At 48.1% G+C, this 19654-nt stretch carries 17 protein-coding genes and 1 riboswitch; of the genes, 14 read left to right on the top strand and 3 right to left on the bottom strand.

Annotated elements, in window-relative coordinates; genetic code table 11:
* The first annotated feature begins 25 nt into the window (after positions 1 to 25).
* The 4 genes from MHB46_RS12315 to MHB46_RS12300 are packed head-to-tail and all read left to right on the top strand — an operon-like array spanning position 26 to position 4747.
* Positions 26 to 916 (top strand): carbohydrate ABC transporter permease, encoded by an 891-nt coding sequence (locus tag MHB46_RS12315; RefSeq protein ID WP_061832099.1) that lies wholly within the window; start codon positions 26 to 28, stop codon positions 914 to 916.
* Positions 917 to 921: 5 nt separating this feature from the next.
* Entirely contained in the window at positions 922 to 1755 is an 834-nt protein-coding gene (locus tag MHB46_RS12310; protein ID WP_445667591.1) for a carbohydrate ABC transporter permease, read from the top strand.
* A gap of 30 nt (positions 1756 to 1785) precedes the next feature.
* A complete protein-coding gene (locus tag MHB46_RS12305) occupies positions 1786 to 3582 on the top strand; it encodes a sensor histidine kinase (RefSeq protein ID WP_165178766.1) in 1797 nt (598 codons plus the stop codon).
* Positions 3563 to 4747, top strand: a complete 1185-nt coding sequence (locus MHB46_RS12300; RefSeq protein ID WP_025723834.1) for a response regulator — start codon at positions 3563 to 3565, stop codon at positions 4745 to 4747. Before MHB46_RS12305 ends, MHB46_RS12300 begins: the two co-directional genes overlap by 20 nt.
* A gap of 72 nt (positions 4748 to 4819) precedes the next feature.
* Here MHB46_RS12300 and MHB46_RS12295 read toward each other — a convergent pair whose 3' ends face one another.
* Positions 4820 to 5725, bottom strand: a complete 906-nt coding sequence (locus tag MHB46_RS12295; protein WP_341162474.1) for a LysR family transcriptional regulator — start codon at positions 5723 to 5725, stop codon at positions 4820 to 4822.
* Between the two features lie 161 nt (positions 5726 to 5886).
* On the opposite strand from MHB46_RS12295, the gene MHB46_RS12290 reads away from it, so the two are divergent.
* The 6 genes from MHB46_RS12290 to MHB46_RS12265 all read left to right on the top strand — a co-directional run bounded on the left by MHB46_RS12290 (position 5887) and on the right by MHB46_RS12265 (position 12602).
* On the top strand, positions 5887 to 6477 hold the full coding sequence (locus MHB46_RS12290; RefSeq protein WP_013369033.1) for a flavin prenyltransferase UbiX: 591 nt from the start codon (positions 5887 to 5889) through the stop codon (positions 6475 to 6477).
* A gap of 28 nt (positions 6478 to 6505) precedes the next feature.
* Complete coding sequence (locus MHB46_RS12285; RefSeq protein ID WP_341163737.1) at positions 6506 to 7924, top strand: non-oxidative hydroxyarylic acid decarboxylases subunit C; 1419 nt, start codon at positions 6506 to 6508, stop codon at positions 7922 to 7924.
* Between the two features lie 41 nt (positions 7925 to 7965).
* A complete protein-coding gene (locus MHB46_RS12280) occupies positions 7966 to 8190 on the top strand; it encodes a non-oxidative hydroxyarylic acid decarboxylases subunit D (protein WP_341162473.1) in 225 nt (74 codons plus the stop codon).
* Between the two features lie 71 nt (positions 8191 to 8261).
* Positions 8262 to 8723, top strand: coding sequence for a hypothetical protein (locus MHB46_RS12275; RefSeq protein WP_061832095.1), 462 nt, complete (start codon positions 8262 to 8264; stop codon positions 8721 to 8723).
* Between the two features lie 164 nt (positions 8724 to 8887).
* Entirely contained in the window at positions 8888 to 10048 is a 1161-nt protein-coding gene (locus MHB46_RS12270) for a serine hydrolase domain-containing protein (protein ID WP_341162472.1), read from the top strand.
* A gap of 217 nt (positions 10049 to 10265) precedes the next feature.
* A complete protein-coding gene (locus MHB46_RS12265) occupies positions 10266 to 12602 on the top strand; it encodes an Ig-like domain-containing protein (RefSeq protein WP_341162471.1) in 2337 nt (778 codons plus the stop codon).
* Positions 12603 to 12675: 73 nt separating this feature from the next.
* On the opposite strand, the gene sdaAA is transcribed toward MHB46_RS12265, so the two are convergent.
* Entirely contained in the window at positions 12676 to 13575 is a 900-nt protein-coding gene (gene sdaAA, locus MHB46_RS12260; RefSeq protein WP_071639258.1) for an L-serine ammonia-lyase, iron-sulfur-dependent, subunit alpha, read from the bottom strand.
* Positions 13565 to 14254 carry an L-serine ammonia-lyase, iron-sulfur-dependent subunit beta gene (sdaAB, locus tag MHB46_RS12255; RefSeq protein WP_341162470.1) on the bottom strand — a complete coding sequence of 230 codons (690 nt, stop codon included), beginning with the start codon at positions 14252 to 14254 and terminating at the stop codon, positions 13565 to 13567. Before sdaAB ends, sdaAA begins: the two co-directional genes overlap by 11 nt.
* Positions 14255 to 14465: 211 nt before the next feature.
* Positions 14466 to 14581, bottom strand: a riboswitch (glycine riboswitch).
* A 215-nt stretch (positions 14582 to 14796) separates the two neighbouring features.
* On the opposite strand from sdaAB, the gene MHB46_RS12250 reads away from it, so the two are divergent.
* The 4 genes from MHB46_RS12250 (at position 14797) to opp4B (ending at position 19635) form a co-directional block, all read left to right on the top strand.
* A complete protein-coding gene (locus MHB46_RS12250; protein ID WP_341162469.1) occupies positions 14797 to 16392 on the top strand; it encodes a DUF6359 domain-containing protein in 1596 nt (531 codons plus the stop codon).
* Positions 16393 to 16717: 325 nt separating this feature from the next.
* Entirely contained in the window at positions 16718 to 17749 is a 1032-nt protein-coding gene (locus MHB46_RS12245) for an ABC transporter ATP-binding protein (protein WP_165178771.1), read from the top strand.
* The gene (locus tag MHB46_RS12240; protein ID WP_341162468.1) at positions 17727 to 18653 is read left to right on the top strand and encodes an ABC transporter ATP-binding protein; all 927 of its coding nucleotides are present in this window, start codon (positions 17727 to 17729) and stop codon (positions 18651 to 18653) included. The genes MHB46_RS12245 and MHB46_RS12240 overlap by 23 nt, the downstream gene beginning before the upstream one ends.
* Positions 18654 to 18666: 13 nt before the next feature.
* Complete coding sequence (opp4B, locus tag MHB46_RS12235; RefSeq protein ID WP_104497429.1) at positions 18667 to 19635, top strand: oligopeptide ABC transporter permease; 969 nt, start codon at positions 18667 to 18669, stop codon at positions 19633 to 19635.
* Positions 19636 to 19654: the final 19 nt, after the last annotated feature.

Here is a 19654-nt window from a genome sequence, read left to right as displayed (position 1 = left end):
GAATCAACATAAAGGAGATTAGAGCATGAATGTACTGAAGGTGCCAGCACGTACCATTGCCGTTTTCGTGCTACCCTGCCTGTTGTTGTATACCTGTATGGTATTTGTTCCGATTCTGGTGTCGGTGTATTGTGGATTGCTGGATTGGAACGGTATTGCCGAGGCAAAGTTCGTGGGGCTGGCTAATTTTGAGCGGATTTTTACAGCAGATTCAGTATTCTGGCCATCCGTGAAACGGACTATGATGTTTGCTGTGTTTTCCATGCTGGAGATTCCGTTCTGTCTGCTGCTGGCGATCTTGCTTAATCGTTATGTGCGTAAGGCCAATACGCTGGTTACGATGTATTTTCTGCCGGTTATTCTGTCGGTGGTCATTATCGGGCAGCTGTGGAAGACGATCTATAATCCGGCCTCGATGGGTGGAATGCTGAACGGTATTTTGATGGCGATTGGGCTGGAAAGCTGGACACGCTCATGGCTGACGGAACCGCAGATAGCGATGTACGCCCTCTATTTTGTATCGTTGTGGCAGTATTTTGGCTATCATTTGCTTATCCAGTTTACCGGGGTACAAAATATACCGAATGAGTTGTACGAAGCAGCCAAAATTGATGGAGCTGAAGGATTCAAAGCAGACCGCTATATTACGCTGCCGCTCATTGTACCTATTTTCAAGATATCAATTGTATTAGCATTTATCGGCTCCCTGCAATCGTTTGATTTGATCTGGGTGATGACGGGTGGAGGACCAGCCCATGCGACGGATACAGTATCTACGTATATGTACAATATGTCCTTTTTATCGATGAAATACGGATATGGCAGCGCATTGGCTTCAATTCTCGTAGTGATTTGCTTGTCATTTACAATTGTGATAAATTTTGTTTTCAAACGAATCGAAAATAAGGTAAGCTAAAGGAGATGGAACTGTTGAATGCCTTGAAAAAAACGGGAGTCTTTACCTTATTGGCAATCTTAATTGTTACGCAGCTGTATCCACTCTTTTGGCTGCTGACCTATTCGTTGAAGACGAATGAAGAGATATTGAGCTCAAGTTTCTTTGCACTCCCTCAAGTGCCCCAGTGGCACAACTATCAGGAAGCCTATGAATCAGGGAGCTACTTGCGTTATTTAGGAAACAGTGTACTGGTGACCGGGGTTACGATGATCTTCGTCATTTTATTAAGCTCAATGTCTGCTTATGCGATTACACGTTTTCGTTGGCGCTTTGGGGTTGTTGTGCTGACTTTGTTTCTGATCGGGATGATGATCCCGATGCAAGCTACACTGCTGCCGCTGATGGTGATGTTTAAAAACGTCCATATTCTGAATACGTATTTCTCACTGATTTTACCCTACATTGCTTTTCAGACACCGATTGCGGTCTTCATCCTATCCGGCTTTATGCGGTCCATTCCCCACGAAATTGAAGAATCCGCTTACATTGACGGAGCAAGCATTTATCGTATTTTCCGCAGTGTAATCTTACCCATCTCGATTCCGCCTATCATGACGGTATGTATTTTAACTTTCATTAACATCTGGAATGAATACATTATGGCTGCCACCTTTATCTCGTCCGAGAAGCTCAAAACTCTCCCTTTCGGCGTATATACGTTCGTCAGCCAGTATTCTGTGAACTACGGTAATATTGGTGCTTTTCTAGTCATGGGTGCCTTACCGGTCATTATTATTTATTTTGTTCTGTCCGAAAATATCACCAAGGGCATGGTTGCGGGAGCGGTTAAAGGATAGGCGGCCGAAGCGAAAGGAGCGCACGGAGGTATGATGCGCCGTTTTCAATCCATTCAATACCGCTTGTTTGTTCTGTTCCTATTGAGCATGTCCGGCATTGTGCTGGCGGTCAGTCTATTATTTTACAACCGTACTACGGTGCAGTTCCATGATAAGGTCAGCGAGCTGGCGCGTAAAAATGTATCCCAGACGGCAGGCCTGTTCGAATTGCTACTCGGCAGCTATAACAGTCTCTCCAAATCGATCAGCAACAATATGGATTTGGTTCGTCTGTTGACGACGGATAGTAGTGATTTACCTGCTGTCAATTACATCAACGAACGTACGATTACGAATATTCTGGGCGCTATCTATTATTCGCGTGAGGATCTGATTGGCATCCATGTCATCACAGACACAGGCAAGGTATATAACTATGGAAATTATATGAATGTCATTGATACTCATTACGAACATACGGAATGGTATAAGGAAATTCGAAAGTCGGCGGGCAAAATTGCATGGCTGGGCGTGTATCCTCACTCTGTCATTGATCAGGTGGAAACCAGACCCGTGTTTGCGTTTGGGCGGCAGCTCTATGATCTGGATGAACACAAGCCGATTGGTATTGTCCTGTTTGAGGCTGAGCCGCGTTCTGTTTTGTCCGCTCTCCACAATTTGCGGTTAGGCACCAATAGTCAGGTATATTTGTTGGGTCATGAAAACCGAATTGTGTCGGCCACTTCCTCTGATCCGCCACCGGATTTGCAAAATCTAGAGCAGCAGGTACCGGAGGAGGATGTTATTGTAAATCGAAGTAATGAAAGAGTTGTAATCGCTTCCAAGTTGCCGTTTGCCGACTGGTCTGTGATTAGTGTGACACCTAGTGAGGATCTGAACGTGGAGCTGGTGCAAAATCAAAGGTACTTATTTATCGTGGCACCTATACTTATTATTGTGTCGGCGTTAATTGCATCTATCGTCTCCAGGGGCATCTCCCTTCCACTCAAGCGAGTCATTCGGGAAATGAAGCGGGTAGAGACAGGAAATTTCCGTCATACGGTAAACACCAAATCCTATGAAGAAATCAATCAACTAGCTACCTCTTTTAACCATATGGTAAGACGGATTGCAGAGCTAATCGAGCTGGTGCGTATATCATCGGTCAGTGAAAAAAATGCGGAGCTGCACGCGCTACAGACGCAGGTCAATCCACATTTTCTGTATAATACGCTGGATATGATCTATTGGATGCTGGATGAAAAGGGACAAGATCAGCTCGGAGAGGTGGTTCTCTCCTTATCCCATATGTTCCGTTACAGCAGCCATTGGGAAGAGGGGACCGATGTAAGCCTTCGTGAAGAAGTGGAGCAGGTTGGCCACTATCTTACCATTATCCAAGCCCGGCTGGAGGGCAGGGTATCCGTAGACATCAATATTGAAGAACGATGGATGGATATCCGCTTGCCGAAAATGACCTTACAGCCATTGATTGAAAATGCGGTGAAGCACGGATTGGAGCCTCTTCATGCGGATACAGGTGGCAAGTTGCTCGTCAGAGCGGAGGAATATGGCGGTGTATTGAGCCTGCACATCATCGACAACGGTGCAGGGATGGAGTACGAACGATGGGAGGTGGTCCAGGTCGCTTTGGCAGAACCCGGCAAACAGGCGGGCAGCGGGCAGGCGGGAGGCATCGGCCTGCAAAACCTAAATTTACGGCTACGGCACATGTTCGGAGAAGAGTACGGCCTACGGATCTCTAGCGCACCTGGGGCCGGAACAACAGTCACTGTAAGTGTGCCTCTGCCACAGAAGGAGGAGAAACATGAATATTCTGATAGCTGACGATGAAAATATGATTCGGCAGGGGATTCGGCGTACCATTGGCCAAGCTCTACCAACCTGCGGCATTCATCTCGCTGCTTCCACCGAGGAGGCAGCAGGCATTCTGGCGGAGCATCCTGTAGATATTGTATTAACTGATATCCTGATGCCCGGTATGGATGGTCTGGAATTCATGCGTATTTCTAAGCGAAAGCATCCTCATCTGCAGTGGGTTGTCATTTCGGCCCATTCCGACTTCCATTATGCACAAAGAGCAGTAAAACTGGGTGCCAAAGACTACCTGTTAAAGCCGATTGGTAAAAGAAAGCTGCTGGAATGCATTGAAATACTGGCAGCCGAAGCGCTTGTGGCCTCGCAGCAGGCGAACGAGGGTAGGCTTCTCAAATCCAATATGGTTTATTTGCGTGAAGCCGTTTTCCAACGCTATGCCCTTGGACTGGACACGGGCAAGCTGGATATACAGCCTTTTGTCGAAAATTATCCAGAATTCCATCTCTTCATGGTTCGCATGGAACCTGATCACAAGCAGACGCATCTGGAGCATTTTATGATTGAAAATGTACTGTCCGAGCTCATTGAGGCAGGAGGCAGCGGCTTTGTCGTCAGTCTAGACCGCCATAGTCTCCTGGGCATTGCAAGGCTAAGGGATGAGGCAGAGGCCGCACGGCTAGAGACGTTGCTCGAATCCCATCTGAAGCGTTATGTGAAGGTGCCCCTACAAATTACACGTTCGGGTGTTCATCACAATTTTGCCTCCATACCTGAAGAGGTGGCGCGACTAAGACGTACACCAGAGGAGATTGCAGCCGCAGCAGCGGATACAGGAGAATGTTTACGCAAAGGCATGCATACGGTAGATGTGGCATTGCAATACATTCGGGCTCACTTCACAGAGGAGCTGTCGCTGGAGAAGGTGGCTTCAATCGTATTTTTGAATCCGGTGTATTTCAGCCAGTTATTCAAGCAAAAGACGGGACAAGGCTACAAGGATTACGTCATTTGCCTGCGTATGGAGGAGGCGAAGCGTCTGCTCAGTGATCCTCATCTGCGGCTGGCTGATATTTCGGAGCGGATCGGCTATCAGGATATGCGGCATTTTACACAGGTATTCCGGCGCAAATGTGGAATGACTCCAACCGAGTATCGGCATCAAGGAGTCAAGTAAGGCGGTATCAATGACCGAATGAAGGAAGTTCATCTAGCATCAGACTGTTTCAGGAGTAGAGCGGTAGAGCATCTACTCGGGAACAGTCTTTTTCGTGTCTCCAGCTTGTAACAGTTCAACAAACTTGCGAGCTGCATTGGATAAATAACGATCTTTGCGCCATACGACGGCAGGCTGTGTGAAGGGGAATGGCTCCTTAATGGAGAGTGTGCGAAATCTGTCCCCGTATTCTTGTCCCAAGCCAGCGTCTGGAATAATGGTAATTCCCATGCCTGTGGAAACGAGCGAGAGAATGGTCGATATTTCTGGACAGTCTAGTACGACGCGCGGAATAAGATGGTGTTCCTGAAATTTGCGGATGACGGTTTCGTATAGTCCGTGTCCTTCTGTTCGGCGTCCCAACAAGAGGTCATAGCTGGCAGCTTCCTGTAATGTAATTTCCCCACTGGGATGGCGATCTGCCCATTCACACGGAAGAACCGCAACAAAAGAAACGCCCTCCAGTTCAATCGTATGGTACGATTTGTCATCTACCGGAAGCAGCAGCAGGGCCAGATCAACTTTATTTTGGTGTAACAGCTCTTCCAGATGATGTGTGTCTCCGTGTCCTATTTTAACGTATACCTCTGGATAAACCTGATGAAAGCGACTGAGTTGTTCAGTAATCAGAGACATACAGGCGGATGACGTGCCTATAGCAAGTGTGCCGGTTACTTTGTTTTCAAACTCCCCAATTTCTCTACAGGTGTCCTCCATTTCAGCCAATAATCGTTTGGCGCGTGTATACAGTGTATACCCGGCCTCGGTAACTTCCCACTTCTTTCCTTCACGGTAAATCAGCTTTACACCAAGCTCGTCCTCCATATTTTTGAGTTGTTGACTCAGTGGAGGCTGGGCCATGTTGAGCGTTCTAGCGGCCTTGGTGATTTGCCCTTCCTCCACGATGACGCAAAAGTAATACAGATGCTTCAAGTCCATTGGGGATTCCTCCTCATTTCTAAACAACGCTTCGATTTGAATACTTTTAAAGTATGCATTACATATATTATATATATTTTTCGTGTGCAGGGAACGGGCGTATAATTTTTGACAGTAATGCATGGGTGAACATAAAACGATGGGATGGAAGGAGGGGACATATGAAGAAAATCATTGTAGGAATTTCGGGAGCGACAGGGTCGATTTTTGGTATCCGTATATTACAACAATTACGAGAGGCTGGAGTCCAAAGCCATCTGGTGCTATCCCCGTGGGCTATTGCGAACATCCCCTATGAGACAGGCTACACGGTGAAGGAAGTGGAGGCGATGGCGGATGCGGTCTACTCGTATAAGGATCAGGCTGCGCGTATATCCAGCGGCTCCTTTCGAGTAGACGGCATGGTCGTCGCTCCTTGCAGCATGAAGACCCTTGCCTCCATTCGTATTGGTATGGCGGACAACCTGCTTACCCGATCAGCGGATGTGATACTGAAGGAGCGAAAGAAGCTGCTGCTCATGACCAGAGAAACACCATTAAGCAGTATCCATCTGGAAAATATGCTGGAGCTGTCACGTATGGGCGTGATGATCCTGCCGCCGATGCCTGCCTTTTATAATCATCCTGCAAGTATCGAGGAATTGGTGGATCATATTGTTTTTCGTGCATTGGATCAGTTCGGTATTGTCACAACCGCAGCCAAACGCTGGGATGGAATGAAGCAGAATGACTCCAGACTGCACCAGAATTGAGAAATCGAAAGATGAAGGAGAATGAATGATGGCCTATAAAGACTTTCGCGATTTTCTACACACCTTGGAAAAGGAGGGACAATTACTCACGATCAGCGATGAGGTAAAGCCGGAGCCGGACCTCGCAGCAGCTAACAGAGCATTAAACAATCTTGGAGATAAGACACCTGCTCTCTTTTTCAACAACATCTATGGATATACGGATGCTCGTATTGCAATGAATGTGATGGGCTCCTGGCCCAATCATGCCCTCATGATGGGAATGCCCAAAAACACGCCGCTCAAGGAGCAGTTTTTTGAATTTGCCAGACGCTATGAACAATTTCCGGTGCCCGTGAAGCGGGAAGAAACCGCACCCTTTCATGAAGTCGAGATTACAGAGGATATTAATTTGTTTGATATTTTGCCGTTGTTTCGTTTGAATCAGGGGGACGGAGGGTTTTATCTGGATAAAGCAATTCTAGTTTCACGCGATCTGGATGACCCGGACACCTACGGTAAGCAAAATGTCGGCTTGTACCGGATGCAGGTGAAAGGCAAGAACCGTTTGGGCATTCAGCCTGTACCACAGCATGATATTGCGATCCATATCCGTCAGGCTGAGGAGCGCGGCGAAAATCTGAAGGTGGCTATTGCCCTCGGATGTGAGCCTGTGATTACAACGGCTGCTTCTACGCCGTTGCTGTACGATCAATCCGAATATGAGATGGCGGGCGCCATTCAGGGTGAGCCTTATCGTGTGGTCAAAGCGAAGGAGGCAGATCTGGATCTGCCTTGGGGAGCCGAGGTCATTTTGGAAGGCGAAGTGTTAGCAGGTGAACGTGAGTATGAAGGTCCATTCGGTGAATTCACAGGTCACTATTCCGGCGGCCGCGCGATGCCAGTCATTCAGATTAATCGTGTATATCACCGCAAACAGCCTATCTTTGAGCATCTGTACATCGGGATGCCTTGGACGGAAACGGATTATATGATCGGTGTGAATACAAGTGTACCGTTGTTTCAGCAGCTTAAGGATGCTTTTCCTAATGAAATCGTGGCTGTTAATGCCATGTATACGCATGGGCTGGTCGCTATTATTTCCACGAAAACCCGGTATGGCGGCTTTGCAAAGGCTGTGGGAATGCGTGCGTTAACGACTCCGCATGGATTGGGGTATTGCAAGCTCGTGATTGTGGTGGATGAGGAGGTCGATCCGTTCAATCTGCCGCAGGTCATGTGGGCTTTATCTACCAAGCTTCATCCAAAGCATGATGCTGTCATTGTTCCTGGCTTGTCTATTTTACCGCTTGACCCCGGCTCTGATCCGGCAGGTATGACGCACAAAATGATATTGGATGCGACGACACCTGTAGCACCGGATATTAGAGGACATTACTCGCAGTCGCTCGATTCCCCGTTGGGTGTAGCGGAATGGGAGAAAAAGTTGAGCCAAATGCTTCGCTGAATATTTTTAAAAATAAAGAAAGATTAAAGGAGTGCTGACAGATGCATATTTGTCCCCGTTGTGAATCTAATCGTTCAGAAGTTGTTACCCGCTCGCCAGTTAAAGGCGCCTGGGAGGTTTTGTTGTGCCCTGTATGCCTGTTCACATGGCGGACCTCAGAACCGGATAGCATTACTGATCCAGCAAAGTATAAATCGGCATTCAAGGTAAACCCCCAAGATATTCCGAATGCTGCTCATGTTCCTCCTATTCCAGAGCGGGTATAGGGTCGTTCGTAAGTAGCCGTAAATTATGGTACTTTGAAGTTATAGGCCAAAAGTAAAGGGGAATATACTTCATGCAGACACCAAGGATCGGTAAGGAACTGTTTACGCTGTTGGACGGTAAGGAGCTGAAGGACAAGCAGCATGAAGCAATGATGCTGCTGACGGTCACGGAAGATCAGTGGCCGCACATAGCGATGATTAGTGTGGGCGAGGTTGTAGCGCTGGACGAGGGGAATTTGCGTCTGGCACTATGGCCGGGTACGACCACGACAGGCAACATGATCCGTACTGGGAAGGCGACGCTTGCGGTGTTCACCGGGGGGAAGGCGCATTATGTGCGGTTGTCGCTGGAACATCTGCCTGCTTTGCCCGGAGCCAAGCATGTACGTGAGCGATTTGCGGCTCATGTTTTTGCAGCCAGAGAAGATTCGGCCCAATATGCGGATATCTTGACAGGTGTCACGGTCCGTCTCAAGGAACCGGAATCGGTGATCCATCGTTGGAAGGAAACGGTGGCTGAGCTGTTAATGTAATGCCATCTGATTATGACAAATAATCTATGTATTTACCAAGTTTACCGTTAAATTAAATGCGGGGAATAAGCGCTTACAAGGGATCGCGCTGAGCTTGTTGGAACAGGAAATTAGAGCGCGAGGGGAAGCCTGTTTCTTTTGAAGGAAAAATAGGAGGGATGAATATGTCTCGTTTTGACAAGGTAGATCAGCTATTGAAACATTTCGTAGCAAATGGACCGGCAGGTTGCGGTTGTGCCATTGCCCAGAATGGTCAAGTGTTGTATGAAGGGTATCATGGATATGCTGATCTGGAAGCCCGAAAACCAATCACTGAGGATACAGTGTATCGCTTGTTTTCCATGACAAAGGTTGTTGTCTGTGCGGCTGCACTTATGCTGTACGAACGTGGGCAATTTTTGTTGAATGAGCCTTTGTATGAATATTTCCCCGAATATCGTAATGCGCATGTATTCAAAACCGCTCCTAACGGATACACCTACGTGGATAAGGCGGAGAATCCCATTTTAATTAAGCATATATTCAATATGAGTGTGGGTCTTCCCTATGCTTCCGAGTCTTCAGAAACAGGAAAAGCTATGCAGAAGGCCATTGCAGGATTAAAGGAAAAGCAGGGGAAATATGACCTGCGCACAGAAATTAAAGCGCTTTCTGAAGTTCCACTTGCGTTTGAGCCGGGAACACGCTGGTTATACGGATATGGACATGATTTTGTTGCAGGTCTTATTGAAGTGATTTCAGGTAAATCAGTAGGACAATTTTTAAAGGATGAAATCTTTGATCCACTTGGAATGAACAATACAGGTTACCGTTATCGTGGAGATATTGAATCGCGGATGGCCTCCATGTATCAACGGACAGACGCCGGAAAACTTGAGAAAATAGAGGGTTTCTTGGATGAATATCATCAGCCAGATGCTATATATGAAGGCGGAGGCGCAGGTTTATATTCGACAGTCAAAGATTACCTCACATTTTCACAAATGATGTCAAATGGCGGCACGGTAAACGGTGTGAACTTATTGGGTAGAAAAACCATTGATTTAATGCGTACAAATCATCTGAATACAGCTCAACTATCGGATTTCACCAATTCATACCATACAGGTTATGGCTATGGACTTGGTGTGCGCACGTTAATGGATAAAGCGGCTGGGCATGCAAACAGCTCGATTGGAGAATTTGGCTGGACGGGAATGGCAGGCACCTGGGTTTCTATAGATCCGAGCGAACAGTTCTCCGTCGTTTATATGCATCAGCTCGATCCCAATATGGAAGAGTACCATCATTTGAGAGTTCGCGCAGCAGCTTATAGCTGTTTGTAAATGCGAGCTTGTGGATCTGTTGGGGGGAACTCTTCACTATGGCTCTGAAGCTACACAAATTGTAATGTCTAATCTTTCTCAGAAAATGATCTAGTTAATAAGGACCAAATTTCCTTCGAAGCCTAAACTATTCTTTTCCATATGACGACATAAAACGTAGGTGTAAGGATTTTGCGAAATCCTTAATTTAAGTTTTGAAATGGGAGGGAATTAGATTTTGAAGAATAGATGGTCCGGTTTTCTGGCGTTGGTCATCCTGATTTCAAGTTTTACATCATATGCAGGATTTGCATCTGCTGCGGATGCGGTGCTTTCCAAGATTGTCCTTTCCTCTAACGAGGTAACTTTGCAGCAGGGAGATACGGCTGCGTTGACGGCTACTGCTGTTTTTAGCGATGGGACAACCTCGAATGTAACCGTAAGCACGGATTGGAAAAGTGATAATACAGCTATTGCTACTGTGTATAATGGTACAGTTTCGGCCAAGGCTGAAGGAGAAGCCACCGTGGTTGCGACCTATAAAGAGAAGGTGCAATCGGTTCAGGTACATGTAACGAAAAAGGTTAAGGCGCTGACATCCAGTGTACAAAGCCTGAACTTGCGTTCAAGCGGTACAGGACAGGTTGATTTGACAGCGACATACAGTGATAATACAACAGCTCAGGTTTCGGGTGATGCTACCTGGACCTCCGATAATCAAAAGGTAGCCACAGTAGTTAACGGATTGGTTACTGCTCAGGGAGCAGGTACAGCCAATATTAAGGCCGTATATGGTCAACAGACCGTAACCATTGCTGTGCAGGTGGAGCAGGTTAAACGTCTTGATGTCAGTTCATCAGAGGTTTCTCTTTTGTTGAAGGATACTGAGAAGGTTAAGCTTTCAGCGACGTTCCCGGATGGATCAGTACAGGACGTGACAGAGTCCGCCGAGTGGAGCTCCAGTAATGCAGCTGTGGCGGATGTACTGAAAGGCACTATTACCGGCTATAGCGCGGGAAAGGCGACAATTACAGGTAAATATGGCACGATGTCCGCTACGATTTCGGTGGATGTCGATCAAACGAATAAGCTGAAAGCCAGTGAATCCAATATTTTTCTCCGTCTGGATGAATCTAAGAAAGTACAAGTTTCTGCCGTTTATCCGGATGGGACGGTAACGGATATCACAGATAAAGCTACTTGGACATCAAGCGATGATAAAATTGCGACTGTGAATAAGGGAACGATTATGGCGATTGGAGCGGGTTCGGCTACGGTGACCGCTAAGTATGGAGATAAGACCGTTTCGATCAAGACAGATGTCGAAACCTCCAGATATCTGGATTTGAGTGAGGACAAGCTGAGCCTGAATGCCAAGGAATCCAAAAAGCTCAAGCTGACCGCAACGTATGTAACAGGTACGGAAGAAGATATCACAAGTAAGGCAGAGTGGAAGTCCAGCAATGAAGACATCGCTTTTGTCAGTGCGGGAGAAGTCACGGGTTATAAAACAGGTGAGGCTACGATCACCGCTTCTTATGGTGGCAAAACAGTTACAGCTACGGTATCCGTAAATGTACCCGGTGATCTGTCTCTGTCCTCCAAAACGGCAACGATTGATATTGATGAGGACTATACTGCAACTTTGACGGCTACTTATGCGGATGGACGTAAAGAAGATGTAACACAGGATGCAGAATGGACTTCAAGCGCAGAAGATATTGCCTCTGTGTCCAAAGGAACGATTACGGGTAAATCCGCTGGTAAAGCGGTTATTACAGCGACCTATAATGGCAAAAAACTGACGATTAACGTGCAAGTAGGCCTTGTAGACCGTCTGGAAACAGACTCGCGTGTAATTGCGCTTGGTGCTCAGGAAACGAAGCAACTGAAAGTAACAGGAGTTAAGAGTGGCGGTACAAAAACAGATGTAACTAAGGACGCCACCTGGACAACTAGCAATGTAAAAGTGGTTGAGGTTAGCGAAGGTTTGATCAAAGCGAATGGTAGCGGTAAGGCAACTGTGACTGCTTCATATGGCAAGCAAAACATTACGTTTACGGTAGAAGTGGACGTAGCGCAAAAGATTGAAGCGGATGCAATCGCGCTATCGCTCAAATCTGGAGATCAAAAAACCATCGCGATTGTGGTTAAATCGAGTGATGGTAAAGAAAAGGACGTTACGGCCCAAGCTGAATGGAAAACGTCTAATTATAAGGTAGCCACTGTTAAAAAGGGTCAGGTTACCGCAGTCAGCTACGGTAAAACTAACATTCAGGCGAAATTTGGCGGGAAGGTAATCAGCGTACCTGTGGATGTTGATACGCTTAAATACCTGCAAACAGACGAAGTCGCATTGAATTTGAAGGCAGGACAGCTGGCTAAGGTTACGGCTACAGCCACGTATAAGGATGAGTCGGAGAAGGATGTCTCCAAACCGGCTGTCTGGTCCTCGTCCAGAATTATTGTTGCGACCGTCAAAGACGGTAACATTAAGGCACAGGGCAAGGGCAAAGCTGTAATTACTGTGAAATATGCAGGTAAAATGACGAAGGTACAGGTAAGCGTTCAGTAAAACAAGAGAGCAAGCATACGTCCAAGGACGATAGGCTTGCTCTTTTTATTTTAAGGAGGCTACCGCTTATAAATTATGACTTATCTTTCTTGGTCGGTGTGTTGCGTGTAAGTGATTCGGTCAAACGCTTGCCAGTCGGCGTCTGGGCCAACCCGCCTTTGGCGGTCTCGCGGTGCTTCGACGGCATCGCACTGCCGACTTCAAGCATGACGTCAATGACTTCGTCAGACGGAATAGCGCTGCGCACACCCGCCAAAGCCATGTCCGCTGCGGCAAGCGCAGTCACGGCTCCCAGCCCGTTGCGCACGATGCACGGAATCTCCACGAGTCCGGCGACGGGGTCGCAAATCAGGCCGAGCGTGTTCTTAAGAGCGAGGCCCACGGCGTGAACAGCCTGTTCAGGCGTACCACCGCGCAGCTCGACCATAGCGCCAGCGGCCATCCCGATAGCTGAGCCAATCTCAGCCTGACAGCCTCCTTCCGCGCCAGAAATGAAGGAGTTGTTGGCGATCACGTAGCCAATGGCCCCAGCGGCGAACAGGCCGTTCACCATATGCTCATCATCCCAGCCGAACCGCTCCTGCGCACTGATGAACACACCTGGGATAACCCCACATGAGCCTGCGGTAGGCGTGGCGACAATGCGACCCATGGATGCATTAACCTCCGACACGGAGAGGGCATAAGCCATGGCGAGCGCGGAGGCATCACCGGAGCAGGTTTCCCCTGCCCGCAGATACTCGGCTAGGCGCTTGCCGTCACCGCCCGTCAATCCACTGCGGGATACGGTGTCTTGTGTCTGACCGCGATGAACGGCTTCCTTCATGACTTCATAATAATCAGACATTTGGCGAAAGATTTCTTCCTCCGTTGTATTCGTTTCCTGTACCTGCTCTTGAATCATCAAGCGGCCAATCGTGGTGGATTCTTCAGCGCATAAAGCGCTGATCTCATGCAGATGGCTAAACCGCATCGGATTCAGCTCCTTTTTTCAAATTAATCATCTTAATTTCATACATATGAGGTAAAGAACGCAGTTCCGCAATCAGTTCAGCTGGAGCAGGACTGTCCGTTTCAATGGCGGTGAGTGCTTCACCATCCCGGCCCTTGCGATCTACGTGCATATAGGCAATGTTAATGTGGGCCGCGCCCAGAGCTGAAGTTATCGCGCCCAATGTACCGGGCTTATCCGAGTGGAGAAGCACCAGCGTAGGCAGCTCCCCGGTCAGATTGACCCGGAATTCGTTCAGTTGCTGGACATGGATGCTGCCGCCGCCGATGGAGGAGCCCAACAGTGTACGCTGATCCTCGCCCTTCCACAGCTCGAAACGGACAGTGTTCGGATGAGGCGCGGGGAGTCCGCTGACGGCGAATTCCACGGCCATCCCGGCTTGTTCGGCCCATTGCTCGGCATCGGGAATCCGGTGATCGTCCGTATCGTAATTAAGCAGTCCTGCGATGAGCGCCAGATCTGTACCGTGTCCTTTATACGTATCGGCAAAGGAGCCGTATAATGTCATGCGGGCACGGTCAGGCTGCGCTCCGAGCCAGTGCCGGGCAACGCGTGCGAGTCGCACCGCACCTGCGGTGTGTGAACTGGAAGGTCCGGTCATGGCCGGGCCGATAATAGAAAATACATCTTTGAAACGCATGGTGTGACCCCCTGTATGTTCTAATACCATACTATATGGTATTTCCGCGTCTTTGCGCGGTTATGACGGTTCCTAATGCTGACGCACAATGTGAGCACAAAAAAGGACAGGATAAGGAAGTTTCCCTTATCTCTGTCCTCGTTACCTGAGAGTTTCGTGCGGTGTTCTTACCGCCTTACCCCTTGGGTGGCTTGCGCTCTCTCCAGAGTTGCGTCAGATGACGATACATGGACCTGAGAGATTATCCGCCAGCCGGGTGCTGGCGTCTTGCTCCTTCGGTGCCGCCAGAGTGTAGGCTCCCTGGACAGACTCTCCCGTCATCTTCATTCGCGTATACCGTTCTACATGTCTTCCTTAGGGTAATGTATGCCGTGCTCGGTGTCAATCACAGGGTTCAATTTTTACATAAACAGGTGCGTTTCCAATAAAAAAGATTAAAATTTACATAATTATGGATGAAATCAGGAAGGAATTAGAAGATTGGCGGCTAATCTGATAAAGGACAAGTACATTTATGGAAAACATAGGAGGGATATTGACGTATGGTAAAAGGCTTGCGGTTCACAGGTTCACGCTTAAAAGGGATGCTGCATCTAGCAGCAATCGTATCACTGCTGATCGGGATCTTCGTTCCATTCGGTCAGGTCAAGGCAGAGGGAGCATTGACAGTAGCCGAAGCACTTCAGGGCCAAAGCAGTGGAGGTACGGTGACGGTGGAAGGCTACATCGTCGGACATGCTACCGGATCGAAAACGGCTAACTTTTCTTCTCCGTTCGCGAATGATTTTAACGTACTGATTGCCGATCAGGCAAATGAACGTAATACGTCTAATCTATTGGATGTACAGCTGACTTCAGCGTACAGAGGGCAATTTGGGCTGTCAGGCCATCCTGAGCTGATCGGCAGCAAAATTCGTGTGACGGGTACACTCGGCGCCTACAATAATTTTGGTGGAGTGAAAAGTCCAAGCGATGTTGAACTGGTGAGCGGAAGCGAGCCGGGGGAACCAGGTGAACCTAAACCTGGCAACCCGGGTCAACCCGGTACTACATTGCCGGATGGAAAAGGCAAAAAGGTGCTGTTCGATAATACGCACGCACAGACCGCTGGAGCAGCAGATTGGGTCATTGAAGGCGCCTTCTCCGACTTTGCCAATGGACTGCGTAATGTAGGCTTTACGGTAGACCAATTGAATCGTCCCATTCCTTTTACTTATGGAGAGCAGGCCATAACATATGACAAACTGCGCCAATATGATGTGTTCATTATTGGTGAAGCGAATGTTGCCTTTAAGGCATCCGAGCAGGCTGCTCTGCTGCAATACGTGAATAACGGGGGGAGCGTCTTCTTCATCTCCGATCATTATAATGCGGACCGTAACAAAAACCGTTGGGATTCCTCCGAAGTTATGAATGGCTACCGTCGTGGAGCCTATACTAATCCGGCCAAAGGCATGACTGCAGAAGAAGCAGCATCACCGGCGATGCAAGGATTAACAAGCTCCGATTGGCTGGCGACCAACTTTGGTGTTCGTTTCCGTTATAATGCGCTTGGTGACGTGAATGCTACTGACATTGTAGCCGCAGATCAATCTTTCGGTATTACCAAGGGTGTGCGCTCGATTGCAATGCATGCAGGATCTACGCTGGCTATTATTGATCCAACCAAGGCTAAAGGCATTGCTTATATCCCTTCAGGCACGAAAAAATGGGGGAATGCTGTAGACCAGGGAGTTTATAACGGCGGGGGCCGTGCAGAAGGGCCTTATGCCGCTATCTCCAAGGTAGGTCAAGGCAAGGCAGCGTTCATCGGTGATTCTTCCCCTGTAGAAGATGCTACACCGAAATATGTGCGTGAGGAAAACGGACAGTCGAAGAAGACATATGATGGTTTCGAGGAAGTGGATGATTCCACCTTTCTGGTGCAAACGGTCCAATGGCTTGCATGGAAGCAGGACTACACGAAATTGTCTGATGTGGCAGGTTTGACTCTGGATCAACCAACGAAGCTTCTGCCATTCGAGGAGCCTGCGGCTTCCACGGAACCGCAGGCTGAGCCTTGGTCTGCTCCAGCAGCAGGCTACAAATGGTATGATCCTAGAACGTTCAAGTCTGGCTCCTATGGAGCGGCTTCGTAATTATCGTGAGGAGCTCAATGTGAGCTGGTGCTAGTTAGTCGTTTGATCCCTGTAGAGGGATCAGGCGACTTTTTTTGTGATGAAAATTAACCTGTGGTTGGTTATTTCATTACATTTTGTGCCAGAAAGGCCGCGCTACTGCTGGATCATTGATTTTTTAAATGATGTTGATAGCATAATCTTAATTGATATATCCATATACTGGTGATAGGATGTATTCAAATTATTCCGACAAAAACGGTATGTAATGTTCATGAGAGGTTTTAAACATCAAACATGGTGAGAATAAGCGGGACAAGACCATGGAGAATGGAGGAAGCGCGCATTGAATACCGAACCCGTGTTGGAAATTAAAGGATTATCCGTCTCTTTTCGCATCAAGGATCAATATCACCCCGCAGTCGACCATCTGGATCTGACGGTCAACCCCAATGAAGTGCTGGCTGTAGTCGGAGAATCTGGCTGTGGCAAAAGCGCACTGGCGCTTTCTATCCCGCAACTGCATGACATGGAACGCACACGTGTAGAGGGAGAGGTCCTTTTTAAAGGCACGGACCTGAACCGTCTTTCTTCAGGGCAAATGAATAAAATCCGCGGAGCGGGCATTGGCATGATTTTTCAGGATCCGCTGACAGCACTCAACCCGTTGATGAGCATTGGCAAGCAGATTGAGGAAAATCTTGATTATCATACGTCACTATCTATGAAGCAAAAAAGGGAACGTGTGCTGGAGCTGCTGGAAAGTGTAGATATACCGAATCCTGTACGTGTGTATGATCAGTATCCGCATGAACTGTCAGGAGGGATGCGGCAGCGTGTGATGATCGCGATTGCCATAGCTTGCCGACCTTCTCTTATTATTGCAGATGAGCCGACGACTGCGCTCGATGTAACGATCCAATCGCAAATTCTCGACTTGCTCAAACAGCTTCAACAGGAGACTGAGAGCGGAATTATCCTGATTACGCACGATCTTGGTGTTGTGGCAGAAGTAGCCGACCGCGTGGTGGTCATGTATGCCGGAGAAATCGTGGAGAGCGCTGATGTTTTTGAATTATTCAGGCATCCACAGCATCCGTATACGCGTTCTTTGCTTGCTTCTATGCCGGGATCGCATACCAAGGGGGAATCACTGCATGTCATCGGCGGTATTGTTCCCTCATTACAAGATATCCCCCGCAATAGCTGCCGCTTTGCTCCGCGTATTCCTTGGATTCAGGAGAGAGTGCATGAAGACCATCCCCAACTAAATGAAATTTCCCCTGGACATTGGGTCCGTTGTACATGTTATCAGCATTTTCATTTTGAAGACGAGGCAAAGGGGGAGGCTGCTCATGGCACTACTGGAGTTAAATGATCTGAGGGTTCACTATCCGGTGCGCGGTGGTTTCTTCCAGCGTGTTATCGATCAGGTGAAAGCAGTGGATGGCGTGTCGATCAGCATTGAGGCAGGCCAGACATACGGGCTGGTGGGAGAATCCGGTTGTGGAAAAACGACGACAGGCAGGACGATCATCGGTCTAAATAAGCTGACGAGCGGACAGATTCTGTTTAAAGGAAAGGACCTTGCAGCTCTGAGCCGTAACAATCGCCATCCACTGCGTAGAGATATTCAGATGATTTTTCAGGACCCATACTCTTCGCTCAACCCGCGTAAGCGCGTATTAGATGTCATTGCTGAACCGCTGCGAAATTTTGAAAGGCTGAGCAGTGAGGAAGAACGAAGGAAAGTACAGACGTTGCTGGAAAAGGTCGGCTTGAATGCCGATGCAGCCTACAAATATCCGCATGAATTTTCCGGGGGGCAGCGGCAACGGATCGGGATCGCGCGTGCGCTTACATTAAACCCCAAGCTGATCATTGCAGATGAGCCGGTGTCGGCGCTGGACGTTTCCGTGCAGGCACAGGTGCTTAATTTTATGAAGGATGTGCAGCGGGAGTTTAATTTAACGTATTTGTTCATTAGTCATGACCTAGGTATTATCCGCCATATGTGTGACCAAATCGGTATTATGTACCGGGGACGTCTAGTGGAGCAGGGGAGCGAGCAAGACATTTATGAGCGTCCACAGCATCTGTATACCCAGCGCCTCATTGCAACCATTCCCAATATCGATCCTACAAAACGACTGGAAAATGCCCAAAAAAGGCGAATGCTTTTATCCTCCTACAAAACAGAGCTGCCCAAACATCTAGACGTGAGTGGAAAGCCGTTTGCACTAAAATCAGTAAGTCCATCCCATCAAGTCGCGCTACCATAAGGGGGTACGGAATATGTGGAAATTTACACTGCGTCGGCTGCTGGTTATGATCCCTCAACTTTTTGCACTGAGCGTGCTTATATTTTTCCTAGCTAAGGCTATGCCGGGGGATGCCCTGACAGGACTTATTACCTCGACACCCAATCTGAATCCGGCCGCACTGGAAGAACAGCGACAAAGACTGGGACTGAATGACCCGGTGTGGGTGCAGTATGGGAACTGGCTCGTCCAGCTTGCTCACGGGGATCTGGGCAAATCTTATGTACATAAAATTAGCGTTACCGATCTGATTGGCAGCCGTCTGGGGAACACGTTCTTTCTGGGCGTAGTAATTCTGGTTCTAACGTATCTGATCGCCATTCCGCTCGGCGTACTTAGCGGTCGTTATCAGCATAGTCTGCTGGACAAAACCGTAGTGGGCTATACCTATCTCAGCTTTGCGACACCTCTATTTATACTCGCGTTGTTGCTGCTGTACGTATTCGGATTCAGGCTCGGCTGGTTTCCAACCAGCGGCAGTGTGGATGTAGGCGTGGAGCCGGGGACATGGTCATATTACGTGAACAAGTCGTATCATCTCATTTTACCTGCGGTTACAGGCGCATTGCTCAGTACAACGGCTACGATTCAGTATTTGCGCAATGAGGTCATTGACACAAGACTGAAGGATTTTGTGAAAACAGCGCGTTCCAAAGGGGTACCCGAAGGTAAAATTTATTCCCGCCATATTTTCAAAAACTCTCTATTGCCGATTGCTGCCTTTTTGGGCTATGACCTGACGGGAGTAATTGCAGGCAATATTTTTCTTGAATCTATTTTCGGTTATCCGGGGTTGGGCCAATTATTTCTCCAGTCCATCACTCAACGGGATTTTTCAGTCGTGAACGCGCTGGTCATGATCTCTGGCTTCTTGGCGCTATTAGGAACTCTTTTATCTGATGTCATCCTAAGCAAAGTCGATCCCCGCATTCGAATTGAATAGCGAACAAGTCTAGAGAAAG

The sequence above is a fragment of the Paenibacillus sp. FSL H7-0703 genome (assembly GCF_038003485.1).
GTDB classification, from domain to species: Bacteria; Bacillota; Bacilli; order Paenibacillales; family Paenibacillaceae; genus Paenibacillus; species Paenibacillus polymyxa_B.
This window is presented reverse-complemented; position numbering and strand designations above follow the sequence as displayed.